Genomic DNA, 12138 nt, shown 5'->3' on the forward strand with positions numbered 1-12138 from the left:
CATGACCGACTTCCCGCACCTCTTCTCGTCGCTGGAGCTGCGTGGCAAGCTCCTGCGCAACCGGATCGTGTCCACCCCGCACGCCGCGGGCTGGGGGCGCGACGGGCTGATCGACGCGCGTGAGGTCGCCTATCACGTCCGGAAGGCCGCGGGCGGGGTTGGCCTGGTGATGACGTTCGGCTCGGCCTCGGTCGATCCCACCACGGCGGCGTCCTACGGCTCGGTCTCGCTGTGGGACGAACGCAACGAGCCGGCGCTCCGGGCCTTGGCCGACGGCGTCCATGAGCACGGCGCGCTGTGCATGTCACAGATGACCCACATGGGACGGCGCGGCACGTCGACGCTGACCGGCATCCCGCTGCGCGCGCCGTCGGATCTGCCGGAGGGCGTCCACCTCGAGGTGCCGGTGCCGCTGGCCGTCTCCGAGCTCCCGGCGATCGTGCAGCGGTTCGCGGACGCCGCCGCGCGGCTGGAGCGCTGCGGCTGGGACGGCTGTGACGTGACATCGTTCGGCGGGCATCTGATCGAGCAGTTCTTCGACCCGCGCGTGAACACGCGCACGGACGAATACGGCGGCAGCCTGGAGAACCGCACGCGCTTCGGCCGCGAGGTGCTGACAGCCGTGCGGGCGGCGGTGTCGGACGAGTTCATCGTCTCCTTCCGCATGGCCGGCGATCAGTGTCTCAGCGGCGGGCTCGGCCCCGACGAGATGATCGCGGTGGCGGGCAGCCTCGCGTCCACCGGCGCGATCGACGTGTTGAGCGTGAGCGGCGGCACGGGCGCGTCGCGCCTGTCGACCGCGTACTTCGTGCCGGGTGACGAGCTGCCCGAGGGCGTCTTCAACGACCTCGCGCGGCGCTTCCGTGAAGCGCTCGGCATCCCGGTCCTCGTGGCCGGGCGCAACGTCGAGCCGGCGATGGCCGACGCGTGCGTGGCGAGCGGCGTCGACCTGGTCGCGATGACACGGGCGATCATCGCCGACCCCGATCTGCCGTCGAAGGCGCGAGCCGGCCGCCGCGCGCGGCCGTGCATCGGGCTCAACGAAGGCTGCATCGGCCGCCTCTACACCGACCGGCCGATGTGGTGCTCGGTCAACCCGGGCATCCGCGACCCTGACCTGGCGACGCTCGTCCCGACCGACCAGCCGCTGAACGTCGTCGTCGTCGGCGGCGGCGTGGCGGGCCTGGAGGCGGCCCGCGGCGCCGCCCTGCGCGGTCACCGCGTCGTGCTCTTCGAACGCCGCCCGCACCTCGGTGGCCGGGCGCGCCTGGCCGGCGAGCGACGCGGCCGCGAACGCTGGGCGCGCTACATCGACTGGCTGCGCGAGGAAGCCCGGACCGCCGGTGCCGAGCTCCGCACCGGCGTCGCGGCGACCGCCGAGGCCGTGCTGGCCGAGGCGCCCGACGCCGTGATCGTCGCGACCGGCTCCGAGCTCCGCCCGGCCGCCGCGCTGCCTGGGCCGGTCCCGGTGATCGACGTCGACGCGCTGCTGGAGGACGGCGCCCCCGAGGTCGCGTCGGGCTTGGCGCTCGTGCTCGACGACGAAGGCGGCTTCCTCGCCCCGACCGCCGCCGAGCGGCTCGTCGCCGCCGGCTTCTCGGTGGAGATCACGACGACGCATCCCGTCGTGGGCGGCGAGATCGATCCCACCCAGCAGCCGTTCGTCCTCCGCCGCCTCGCGCTCGCCGAGGTCGTGATGACCCCGCACCTGAGCGGCGTGTCGAGCGACGGCGACGGCGTCACGCTCCGCCATCTCTACACCGAGCGCGACGAGCGGCGCGAGGGCGTCGACGTGGTCGTGATGGCCGGCTACCGCCACGCGCTCGCCGGCCTCCGCGACGAGCTCGCCGCGGCGCGGCCCGACCTGCGCGTCATCGTCGCCGGCGACGCGCTCGCGCCACGCACCCTGCTCGACGCCGTCGCCGAAGGCGCCCGCGCGGGAGCCGAGGTCTAGAACGCTTCGAGCGCTGGATCCTGGCGCAGCATCGCCTCCTGCAGTGCCCTGATGTGGGAGCCCGGTTCGATCCCCAGGTCGGCCAGCAGCGTCCGCCGGAGGTCATGGAACGCCGCGAGCGCGTCGGCCTGACGGCCCGACCGATAGAGCGCGAGCATGTGCTGGGCACGGGGGTGCTCGCGCAGCGGGCGCTCGCGGATCAGGGACTCGATCTCGCCGAGCACCTCACGATGGCGTCCGGACGCGAGATCGGCCTCGATCACGAGCTCGACGGCGTCGAGCCGGAGCTCCTCGAGCGCGCGGATCTCGGCCTGGGCGAAATCCTCGAACGCGACTTCGGAGAGCGGCGGACCGCGCCACATCGCGAGTGCCCGCCGGAGCGCGGCGGCGGCGTCCGGGGACCGACCGCCGCCGAGCGCACCTCGCCCGTCCACGATCAGCGCCCGGAACAGGTCGGCGTCGAGCGCATCCGGCTCGACGGCGAGCAGGTATCCGCCGGTGACCGTCTGCAGCGGGCCGCCGGCGCGGGACTCGCCGGTGGGGTCGAGCGTGGTGCGCAGGCGTGTGACCGCGACGTGGACGCGCTTGACGGCGCCCTTCGGGGGTTGGTCGCGCCACAGCGCGTCGATCAGCCGATCCGTGGAGACCGTGCGGTTGGCGTGGATGAGCAGGAACGCCAACAGCGCGAGCTGTCGCGCGCCGTGGACGGGCAACGGCCCGCGAGGACCTGCGACCGCGATCGGGCCGAGGATGCGGAAGCTCGTGACTCCTGCGGCTGGCGTCACGGGCTGACGCTACCGGTTCCCGCAGCGGCGCGCTCATTTTCCGCTCACGGCTGTAACCGCGCGGTAACCGCGTTGGCGGATGCTCGCCCGCGACTCGAACACGCCGCGAGAGGAGACAGCATGCCGTCCTGCCGGAGTTTGGCACCGGTATTGGCATCGATCGGGCTCTTGGCCATCGTCGCCGAGGCCCGCGCCGTCGAGCCCACGCACGTGGTCGCGGCGAATGTCAACGACGCCGCCATCGATGGGAGCCGCGGCTCGCACCAGGTCTTTCTCGCGAGCGATCCGGCGCGGCGTGTCGGAAAGCTGCTGGTGATCATGGCGGGCGGCGGCCTGACCAATCTCCCGCCGGACTGGTCCGATCTCGGCGCCGAAGGCGCGCGTCTCGGCTACCACACGATCGTCCTCGCCTACAAGAACGAGGTCCCGATCGCCGCGGCCCCGCCGGCCGGCTGCGGGAACAGCGTCGAGCCGCCCGCCTCACCAGCCAACTGCGCCTTCGACGCGCGGATGGAGATCCTCGACGGAAAGGGCGAGTCGACCGTCGTCGCGGTGGATCGGCCCAACAGCATCGAGAACCGGTTGACCAAGGCGCTTCAGTATCTGGCGGCGACGTACCCGACCGAGGGGTGGGCCGCGTTCCTCGACGCGAGCGGCACGGAGCCGGCGTGGTCGCAGATCGCGATGAGCGGCCAGTCGCTCGGCGCCGGGCAGGCGGTCGTGGCCGGCATGGCGCACCCACTGCACCGCGTCGTGACCTTCGGCGGCTGGACGGATGCCAAGCACGGGTGGGTGAAGCCCGGGCTGACAACGTCGAATCGCTACTTCGCGCTGATCCACGCACGCGACAACTTCTACGCGCGGGCGTGTTACGCCTACCTCGCGCTGGGCATGGCGCCGGCTTGCCCGCTCCCGGCGAATACACCGCTCATCGACGATCGCCAACCGCCGTTCGGGACGCCGCTGCTCGTGATGAACATCGAGCCGTTCAGGCTCGACGGCGTGGCCGATCCGTACCACACGAGCGCTTCACGGGATGGCTGGATCGCCCGTGAACCGGACCTCACGCCTTCGCGCAAGCTGCTCAACGCCTGGCGCTCCGTGCTCGGCGACAGCGACGCCGACACGCGGCTCGACCAGGTCGACAACTGCCCGCTCGTCGCCAACGCCGACCAGACGGACTCCGACCACAACGGGACCGGCGACGCCTGCGGACCCACGTTCGCCGCGGGCACGGTGGGCGGCACCGTTCCCGCGACGCTCTCGCTCACGCTCGGCCCCCCGGCGACGTTCGGCGCGTTCGTCGCCGGGGTCGACCGGACCTACACGGCCTCCACGACCGCGACGGTCACGTCCAGCGCCGGCAACGCCGCGCTCACGAACGCCGATCCGGGCAACCTCACCAACGGCGCGTTCGGGCTCTCCGAACCGCTGCTGGTGGAGCTGTCCAAGACCGCATGGAACGGCCCTGTGTCCAACGAGGTGACGACGGTGACGTTCAAGCAGCACATCGGCACCACGCAGGCGCTGCGCACCGGCACCTACAGCAGGACGCTGACGTTCACGCTGTCGACGACGATGCCGTAGGGGAACTCAGAGGCGATGTGACGCGAGGTACTCCAGCGAGGAGAGCGTGTCCGAAGTCGGCCGGTACTCCAGTCCGATGTGACCGGAGTAGCCGGCCTCGTCGAGCCGGGTGAGCACCGTGGGCCAGTCGATGACCCCCGTGCCGGGCTCGTGGCGCCCGGCGTGATCGGCCACGTGAACGTGGCCGATCAGCTCGCCCTTCCCGCCGATCGGGACGCCAGGGTCCTCGCCCATCACCGCCGAGTGGTAGACGTCGTAGAGAAGCTTCACGTGGGGCGAGGAGGTCTCCTCGACCAGTCGCAGGCCGTGTTCGGTGCCGGTGACGAAGACCCGCGGGTGGTCGATGTCATTGAGCGGCTCGAACAGCAGGGTGAGCCCGTGGCGGCCCGCGATCTCGCCGCCCACCCGCAGCGCCGCGACGATCGCGGCGTCCTGCTCCGCCGCCGGCACGTGTGGCAGGCGCTCGCCCGAGGCGACGACGAGCGTCGCGCAGCCGATCGTCTCCGCCGCGCGCGCCGACTCCTCCGCCGCTTCGGTGAACTCCGCCAGCCGCCCGGCATCCACGATCGGCACCTGCGGCTCGACGAGCATCATCACGATCGCGAGGCCGCCGGCGCGCGCCGCCTCGGCGACCGCCGCGAGATCCTTGTTCCGCCAGTGCCAGAACTCGACTCCGTCGAGCCCGGCGTCCGCCGCGCGGTGGATCCGCTCCGGGACGGACGCGCCGTCCTCGGCGAACAACCACTCGATGCAGGCCGACCGCCTCATGGCAGCTCGAGGAGGCCGTCGCTCAGCGCGATCGCGATCAGCTGGGCGCGCGTGCGCGCGCCTGTCTTCGCCATCGCGTTGCGCACGTGGGCGCGGACGGTGTCCGGGGCGATGTGCAGCTCGGCGCAGATGTCGGCCGAGACGTCGCCGAGCGCGATCCGGTGGACGATCTCGCGCTCGCGTGGCGTCAGCTTCGCGGGTTCGCGCGGGCGGTCCTGGTCCTGCCGGGAGCGTTCGTGGAGGCAGACCGCGAGCACGAGCGTGCGGGGACCGATGCGGGTCGCGCGCATCGCGAAGTCGACGATGCGCGTCGAGCCGTCGGGCCGGCGGATCCGCCGGCTGCCGAAGGACTCGCCCGCGAGCACCTGTGCTCGCCAGGTCTCGTCGTCGGGCGCCTCGGCGGGGTCGTCGAGGATCGTCGCGACCGGCTGGCCGACGAGCCAGTCCGTGGAACGGCCCGCCATGACGGCGCTCGCCTCGTTGGCGGCGACGATGCGGCGGTCGAGGTCGACCATGAGCATCGCGTTGGACGAGCGCTCGAACGCCGTCCGGAACACCGGCTCGAAGCCTTCGGCGCCTAGGCGGGTCGCGGACATTCGTCTCCGGCGCCAGCGTCGTGACGCGCCGGGTGACCGCGCCTCACCCGCGCGGGGTGACGGCGGGGCGAGAGCGGGCCCGGTACAACACCCGCTCTCGCCGATCGCCGACGTCCTGAGCGCTGCGACCTACCCCATCCATTTGCAGCGCTCACAAGCAGTATCGGAACCCGCCCACAGCTGGCCAATCGCACAGATGTGCGAAATGTGCTTGCGGCGGCGAGCCCGCACGTGGTAGGGAGTCACGATGAGTCTCCGGAACGCCGTGTTGATCGCGGCCATGATCGCGCTCGGCCTGCTGCCGGCGGCTGCCGACGCGGCCGAACCCGACGCGGTGCCGGGCGAGGTCGTCGTGGCGTTCCGGTCCGGAGCGGACGGCGCTGACCGTGCCGGCGCGCGATCGGCGGCGGAGGTGCGCGTCAAGCAGGGCCTGATGGCGTCGGGCGTGCAGCTCGTGACGGTGGAGAGCGGCCAGACCGTCGACGACGCGATCGCGGCGCTCGAGCAGCGCGCGGATGTGCTGTACGCCGAACCCAACTGGATCTACCACGCCAGCTCCACCTACCCGGATGACCCGCTCTTCGCCAGGTTGTGGGGGCTGGAGAACACGGGCCAGGCGGTCAACGGCGGCGCGGCCGGCACGGCGGACGACGACATCGACGCCCCGGAGGCGTGGGACCACAACCGCGGGAGCGCGTCGACGGTGGTGGCGGTCGTCGACAGCGGCGTGGCGTACGACCACCCCGACCTCGCGCCGAACATGTGGGTCAACGCGGGCGAGATCCCGGGCAACGGGCTCGACGACGATCTGAACGGCCGGGTGGACGACGTCCGCGGCTGGGACTTCGTGGAGGGCGACAACGACCCGTGGGACACCAACGACCACGGGACGCACGTCGCGGGCACGATCGCGGCCCGCGGCGACAACGCCACCGGCACCACGGGCGTGGCCTGGCGGGCGTCGATCATGCCGTTGCGCGCGCTTGACACCGAGGGCTCCGGCACGAACGCGACGATCACGGACGCGTTCACGTACGCGGCGGTCAACGGCGCCAGGGTGGTCAACGCCTCGCTGGGCGGCGGCGGCTTCTCGCAGGCCATGTCGGACGCGATCAGCACGCACCCGAACACGCTGTTCGTGGTCGCTGCGGGCAACGGCGGCACGGACGGGGTGGGCGACGACAACGACGCGGCGCCGACGTATCCGTGCAGCTACACGGCGGCGAACCTGATCTGCGTCGCCGCGACCGACAACCGCGACGCGCTCGCGGGCTTCTCGAACTTCGGCGCCGCGTCGGTCGACCTGGCGGCACCGGGCGTCGACGTCTACTCCGAGCGGCCGCACGTCACCGACCTCTTCAGCGACGACTTCGAGAGTGGCATCGGCAAGTGGACGGTGCAGAGCGGCCCGTGGGGTACGCAGTCGGCGCTCAACACCAACTGGCTGGTCGACTCGCCCAACGCCAATTACGCCAACAACGCCGACGTGGCGATCCGGACCACCGCGCGCGTCGACGCCGGCACGAGCACCAACTGCGCGATGAAGTTCAGCTACGGGACATTCCTCCAGGACGGCGTCGACTGGCTGTACGTGCAGTCGTCGCCGGATGCCACGGCGTGGACGGACCTCAGGCGCATCGGCCACACGAACGGCTCCGTGAGAGCCGCCGGGCTCGGCCTCGGCGCGCCGGGGAACCGCTACTACCGGTTCCGGCTGACGTCCGACGCCAGCGTCACCGCGAACGGCATCTACGTCGACAACGTCCGCCTGGGATGTCGAGGCGGAACGTACGGCAGCAGCGACTTCCAGTACTTGAACGGCACATCGATGGCGACACCACACGTCGCGGGCGCCGCCGTCGTGCTGTTCTCGGCCAAGCCCTCGGCGACCGTCGCCCAGGTCAAGGCGGCGTTGCTGAACACCGGCGACCCGCTCGCCGCGTTGAACCTCAAGACGGTCTCCGGCCGGCGGCTGAACCTCAACGCGGCGCTCCAATCGCCCGCGCTGAGGGCGAACACGGTGGCGACGATCGGCATCAAGCATCCCGATCCGTCGGTGGTCGGCCAGCCCGTCACGGTCCACTACAGCGTCGTGGGTGACGTGCTCGGCAACAGCGCGCCGACGGGAACGGTGACCGTGAGCGCCGGGGCCGGCTCCTGCTCGAGCACGGTCTTCGAAGGCCAGTGCACGCTCGTGTTCACGACGCCCGGCGCGAAGTCTTTGACCGCGACCTACGGTGGCGACGCGTACGACAATCCGAGCCCGGTCTCGGCCGCCGTGGCGCACCAGGTCAACCGCGCCGACAGCGCGGTCGCGATCGAGGACACGAAGACGACGTCGCTCGTCGGCGAGGCGGTGCGGATCAAGTTCACCGTCGCCGCCGTGCCGCCCGGAGCGGGCGCGCCGACCGGGTCGGTGCGGGTCAGCGACGGCGTGGACGACTGCTCGGCTGCGCTTGCGGCCGGGTTCTGCGACATCACCCTGACGACGGCGGGCGCGAGAACGCTGACCGGGACCTACTCCGGCGATGCGAGCTTCGCGGGCAGCGTCTCGCCCGGCGGAGCGCACACTGTCGACCGGCACGCGACCACCACCGTGATCCAGTCCGACGCTCCCGACCCGTCGGATGTCGATCGTCCCGTCACGGTGCGGTACGCGGTCACGGCGGGCGCGGGCCTGGGTACGCCGGCCGGAGCGGTCACCGTCAGCGACGGCATCGACAGCTGCACCGCCACGGTCGCCGCCGGCGGTTGTGACATCACGCTGACGTCGGTCGGCGCACGGTCGCTGACCGCGACCTACGCGGGCGGGGCGGACTTCGGCACCAGCACGTCGGCGCCGGAGCCGCACACCGTGGCCGGAAGGGCGACGATCACCACGATCACCCCCGTCCTCCTGGACCCGCCCGCCGCCCAGAACCCAACGAACCCCGTCATTCCCCAGCCCACCGTCGCGCCCGCGGCCGCGCGCATCTCCGGGGCGCGCGTGTCGAGCCGCCGGTTCCGGCTCTCCGCGACACCGAAGCTCGCGCAGGCCAGCCGCGCTCCCATCGGAACGACGTTCACCTACGTGCTCGACCGCGCCGCACCGGTGCGCTTCGACTTCACCCAGCCGCGAGGCGGCCGCGCCGTCGGCGGCAAGTGCGCCGCGCGCAACGAGCGCGGCCCCAAGTGCACGCTCCAGCGAGGTTCGCTCACCTTCGCCGGTCACGCAGGCGCGAACACGGTCCGCTTCCAGGGGTGGCTCTCCCGCACCCGGAAGCTCACCCCCGGCGCCTACACGCTCGTGCTGACCGCGGGCCAGACGTCGCAGCAGCTCCAGTTCACGATCGTCCGCGGGTGACAGGGGAAGCTGCGGGATGACCGCTCAGAGCGATGTGCTCGTGATCGGGGCCGGCGTCGTCGGTCTGGCGACCGCGCTCGGCCTTGTGCGGCGCGGCCTGCGGCCGGTCGTGCTGGAGCAGTTCGAGGTCGGCACCCTGTACGGCTCCAGCCACGGGCGGGCGCGGATCTTCCGGCTGCTGCACCAGGACGAGGCCGACGTGCGCGACGCGCTGGCGGCCGAGGAGCTGTGGCTCGGCCTGGAGCGCGAGAGCGGACGCCGGATTCGTTCGAACGTCGGCGGGCTCGATCTGCGCATCCAACAGGCCGACCGGTTCCTCGCCGCCATGCAGGCCGCCGGCGCGCCCGTCGAGGTGCTCGACGGCCGCGACGTGCAGCGCATCTACCCGACGCTGCGGCCGCCGGGCGGCGCGCTGCGCGATCCCGCGGCGTCGGTCCTATACGCCGACCAGGTGCTCGCCGCGCTGCGCGAGCGCGCCGAAGCCGAGGGAGCCGAGGTTCGCGAGGGCGCTCGCATGGAGCGCCTGGACGGCGCCGACGGCCATGTCGCGGCGCGGCTGGCTTCCGGCGAGGTGCTCGAAGCGGGCGCGGCGGTGCTGGCCGGCGGTCCGTGGCTGCGCCGGCTGGCCGCTGAGCAGGGCATCGTGATTCCCGCGGAGCCGACGCTGCAGAGCGTCAGCTACCACCGTCTCGCGGACGGGCCGACGCCGACCGTGATCGAGGACATCGAGGCGGGCGAGGTGTACGCGCTGGTGGAGCCCGACGGTCTGCTCAAGGTGGGGCTGCACGAGCCCGGCCCACCCGCGGATCTCGACGGCGGCGATCGCCGCCCGCGCGAGCCGGCGCTGGCCACGCTCGCGCAGTGGGTGGCCGACCGTTTCGTCACGGTCGACGGCCCGGCGCGCGAGCCTCAGGGCTGCATCTACACGTGGCTGCCCGGCGCGGCGTTCCAGATGGTCGCGCGCGATCGGGTGGTGGCCGTGTCGGCCTGCAGCGGCCGTGGATTCAAGTTCGGCGTGCTGACCGGGGACCGTGTGGCAGCGGAGGCCGCCGCCCGAGTCTGAAGGTGACGCGGTGTGGGACGCCTCGCGGCGTCCCACACCGGGTGGCTCAGGCGGTGCGGGGTGACAGCGCGAGCAGCGAGTTGAGGATCTGCGCGAGCTGGCCCAGCGGGGTGTTGGCGAGCGCGTTCGGGTCGAGCAGGCCCGTGATCCCGCAGAGCAGGTTGCCCAGCAGGTTGCCCGGGCCCTGGACCGCGTCGATGCGCAGCTGGATCTGGTTGGTGCGGACCACGAGGCCCAGCAGGTTCAGGTTGATCGGGCCGAGGTCCAGGCTCAGGATCGAGCACGTGTTCCCGGCCGGCAGCGGCGGCAGCGGCAGCGGCGGCACCTGTGCTGCCTGGGCGCCAGCGGCGGCGCTGGATGCGTTGGCGACGCCCGCGGGCAGCCGCACGTTGTCCTTGGTGACCTTCTTGTGGCCGGCCTTGCCCTTGACGGTGCCGACCGAGTAGAGCTTGCCGCCCTTGGAGATGAACTTCTCGATCGTGTATGTGCCGGTGAACTGCTGCTTGCCGTTGGTGCTCTTGCCGCTGATCGGCACTACCTGCGACAGCCGCGCCGGACTGTCCTGGGCATTGGCGACACCGGTGCCGCCGAAGAGCATCAGGGCGCACGTGGTCGTGGCCGCAACGGCGGCCAGACGGGTGAATGACATCGATCCCCCTACGAATCGTTTTAGGTTCTCAAGCACTCCCCAAGGCCGCCGCGCGATAACCGAACGTGGCGCGTTACCTGACCCCAGTCACAGCGGGTTGACACGTGGTTTCAACGGGTCAACAGTTCGCCACCGCGGGATCGACGAAGGGCGTGCCGACCAGGCTGCCGCTCGTCTGGCCGTTGTTGTAGAAGGCGTCGGCGCTGACATAGAACCGGTTGTTCCACGGGGCGGAGGCGATCCGGTACCACCAGGTGTTGCCGTCGGCGACGCGGAAGCCCTGGAGGCGGCAGGCGATCTGGACCGTCTGGTGGGCCGCGATGGTCGGGCCTTCGGTGCCGCCCGCGTTGCCGGCGTTCGTCCACGTGTGGGCGACGCCGCCGGTCGTCTCGCCCCAGGTGGCCGGCGGGGGCGGAGCGGTGGTCGGGGTGGGGGTGGGCGTCGTGGTGGGGCCGCTCACCGGGCGGTTCTGGGAGACGATGCGCGCGCCGTCGCCGAGCGGGCCGCCTTCGATCGGCGCCCACGGCAGGCTGCGGTTGTTGTTGCAGTCCAGCCGGCTGTAGTGCAGGTGTGGACCGGTCGAGTTGCCGGTCGTTCCGCTCAGGCCGATCAGCGCGTACTGCGCGATCTGATCGCCAGGGTCGACGTCGACGCGCGAGAGGTGCGCCATCACCGCGCACGTCCCGTCGCCCGCCTTGAGGTAGACGTAGTTGCCGTAGCCGCTGCCACAGCTCTTGTTGCCGACGACGCAGCCTCGGCTGACGCGGGCGACGACGCCGTTGAACCCGGCGCGGATCTCCGTCCCGGTTCCGATCCCCAGGTCGACCGCGTCGCGCGTGTAGACCGTCGAGTGCGAGAACACGCCGCCCGGGCCTTCGGTGAAGGTCGCGGCGTAGCCCTGGGGGAGCGGCCAGTAGCTCGCGAACCCGGCGCCGCCCGCGTTGGCGGGCCCGGAGACCGCGTAGTCGTCCGGGTTGCCCACGCCCTCCGGGAGGCTGTCGGTGAGGTCGAGGTGCTCGGAGACCGGGTCGGCCGTCGCGCTCGGCACCGGCGCGACGACGACGAAGCTCGCGCTCGCGCCCTTGGACCCGCACTTGACGCGGGCGATGTTCACGCCGATCGCCGCGGTCGAGGGCAGCGTGAGCTTCACGCGGGTCCCGCGGGTCCGCGTCGAGACGATCGGCGTGGCGCCCTTGACCGCCGCGCGGAGCGTGATCGTGCAGCGGCGGTGCTGGGTGCCGCTGAGGCGGACGGTCAACTGCTCGCCGGCGGCGACCGTGTTCGGCGAGACCTTGATGCGCGGTTTCACGCGCGCCTCGGCGACACCGCTCCCGACGACCGCCGACAGCAGCGCCGCTGTCATGAACGTTGCTCGAACCATGCGCCCAGCATC

9 protein-coding genes are annotated in these 12138 nt (G+C 72.1%); 4 read left to right on the forward strand and 5 right to left on the reverse strand.

What is annotated here, in order from left to right:
* Position 1: 1 nt before the first annotated feature.
* Positions 2 to 1954 (forward strand): oxidoreductase, encoded by a 1953-nt coding sequence (locus G569_RS53770; protein ID WP_053227374.1) that lies wholly within the window; start codon positions 2 to 4, stop codon positions 1952 to 1954.
* On the opposite strand, the gene G569_RS53775 is transcribed toward G569_RS53770, so the two are convergent.
* Positions 1951 to 2739, reverse strand: a complete 789-nt coding sequence (locus G569_RS53775) for an AfsR/SARP family transcriptional regulator (protein WP_084285985.1) — start codon at positions 2737 to 2739, stop codon at positions 1951 to 1953. The genes G569_RS53770 and G569_RS53775 overlap by 4 nt on opposite strands.
* 168 nt (positions 2740 to 2907) lie before the next feature.
* Here G569_RS53775 and G569_RS0133790 point away from each other — a divergent pair, with 168 nt between their 5' ends.
* Positions 2908 to 4326: a BPSS1187 family protein gene (locus tag G569_RS0133790; RefSeq protein ID WP_028066694.1), complete on the forward strand. Its 1419-nt coding sequence runs from the start codon at positions 2908 to 2910 to the stop codon at positions 4324 to 4326.
* A gap of 6 nt (positions 4327 to 4332) precedes the next feature.
* Here the strand turns inward: G569_RS0133790 and G569_RS0133795 are convergent, their stop codons facing one another.
* Positions 4333 to 5094 carry a TIM barrel protein gene (locus G569_RS0133795; RefSeq protein ID WP_028066695.1) on the reverse strand — a complete coding sequence of 254 codons (762 nt, stop codon included), beginning with the start codon at positions 5092 to 5094 and terminating at the stop codon, positions 4333 to 4335.
* Complete coding sequence (locus tag G569_RS59535; protein WP_028066696.1) at positions 5091 to 5690, reverse strand: helix-turn-helix transcriptional regulator; 600 nt, start codon at positions 5688 to 5690, stop codon at positions 5091 to 5093. Before G569_RS59535 ends, G569_RS0133795 begins: the two co-directional genes overlap by 4 nt.
* Before the next feature lie 247 nt (positions 5691 to 5937).
* Here G569_RS59535 and G569_RS59540 point away from each other — a divergent pair, with 247 nt between their 5' ends.
* The gene (locus tag G569_RS59540; protein ID WP_084285986.1) at positions 5938 to 9033 is read left to right on the forward strand and encodes a S8 family serine peptidase; all 3096 of its coding nucleotides are present in this window, start codon (positions 5938 to 5940) and stop codon (positions 9031 to 9033) included.
* A 16-nt stretch (positions 9034 to 9049) separates the two neighbouring features.
* Positions 9050 to 10096, forward strand: a complete 1047-nt coding sequence (locus G569_RS0133810; protein ID WP_028066698.1) for an NAD(P)/FAD-dependent oxidoreductase — start codon at positions 9050 to 9052, stop codon at positions 10094 to 10096.
* Positions 10097 to 10142: 46 nt separating this feature from the next.
* Here the strand turns inward: G569_RS0133810 and G569_RS53790 are convergent, their stop codons facing one another.
* Positions 10143 to 10745 carry a hypothetical protein gene (locus tag G569_RS53790; RefSeq protein WP_053227377.1) on the reverse strand — a complete coding sequence of 201 codons (603 nt, stop codon included), beginning with the start codon at positions 10743 to 10745 and terminating at the stop codon, positions 10143 to 10145.
* A gap of 118 nt (positions 10746 to 10863) precedes the next feature.
* Entirely contained in the window at positions 10864 to 12126 is a 1263-nt protein-coding gene (locus G569_RS59545; RefSeq protein ID WP_169542300.1) for a M23 family metallopeptidase, read from the reverse strand.
* Between the last annotated feature and the right edge of the window lie 12 nt (positions 12127 to 12138).

The organism is Solirubrobacter soli DSM 22325 (assembly GCF_000423665.1).
GTDB classification, from domain to species: domain Bacteria; phylum Actinomycetota; class Thermoleophilia; order Solirubrobacterales; family Solirubrobacteraceae; genus Solirubrobacter; species Solirubrobacter soli.

Excerpts from the sequence above, each read along its gene's own strand:
- G569_RS59545 (WP_169542300.1), bottom strand. The coding sequence starts at position 12,126 with ATGGTTCGAGCAACGTTCATGACAGCGGCGCTGCTGTCGGCGGTCGTC.
- G569_RS59540 (WP_084285986.1), top strand. The coding sequence starts at position 5,938 with ATGAGTCTCCGGAACGCCGTGTTGATCGCGGCCATGATCGCGCTCGGC.
- G569_RS0133810 (WP_028066698.1), top strand. The coding sequence starts at position 9,050 with ATGACCGCTCAGAGCGATGTGCTCGTGATCGGGGCCGGCGTCGTCGGT.
- G569_RS53770 (WP_053227374.1), top strand. The coding sequence starts at position 2 with ATGACCGACTTCCCGCACCTCTTCTCGTCGCTGGAGCTGCGTGGCAAG.
- G569_RS0133795 (WP_028066695.1), bottom strand. The coding sequence starts at position 5,094 with ATGAGGCGGTCGGCCTGCATCGAGTGGTTGTTCGCCGAGGACGGCGCG.
- G569_RS53790 (WP_053227377.1), bottom strand. The coding sequence starts at position 10,745 with ATGTCATTCACCCGTCTGGCCGCCGTTGCGGCCACGACCACGTGCGCC.
- G569_RS59535 (WP_028066696.1), bottom strand. The coding sequence starts at position 5,690 with ATGTCCGCGACCCGCCTAGGCGCCGAAGGCTTCGAGCCGGTGTTCCGG.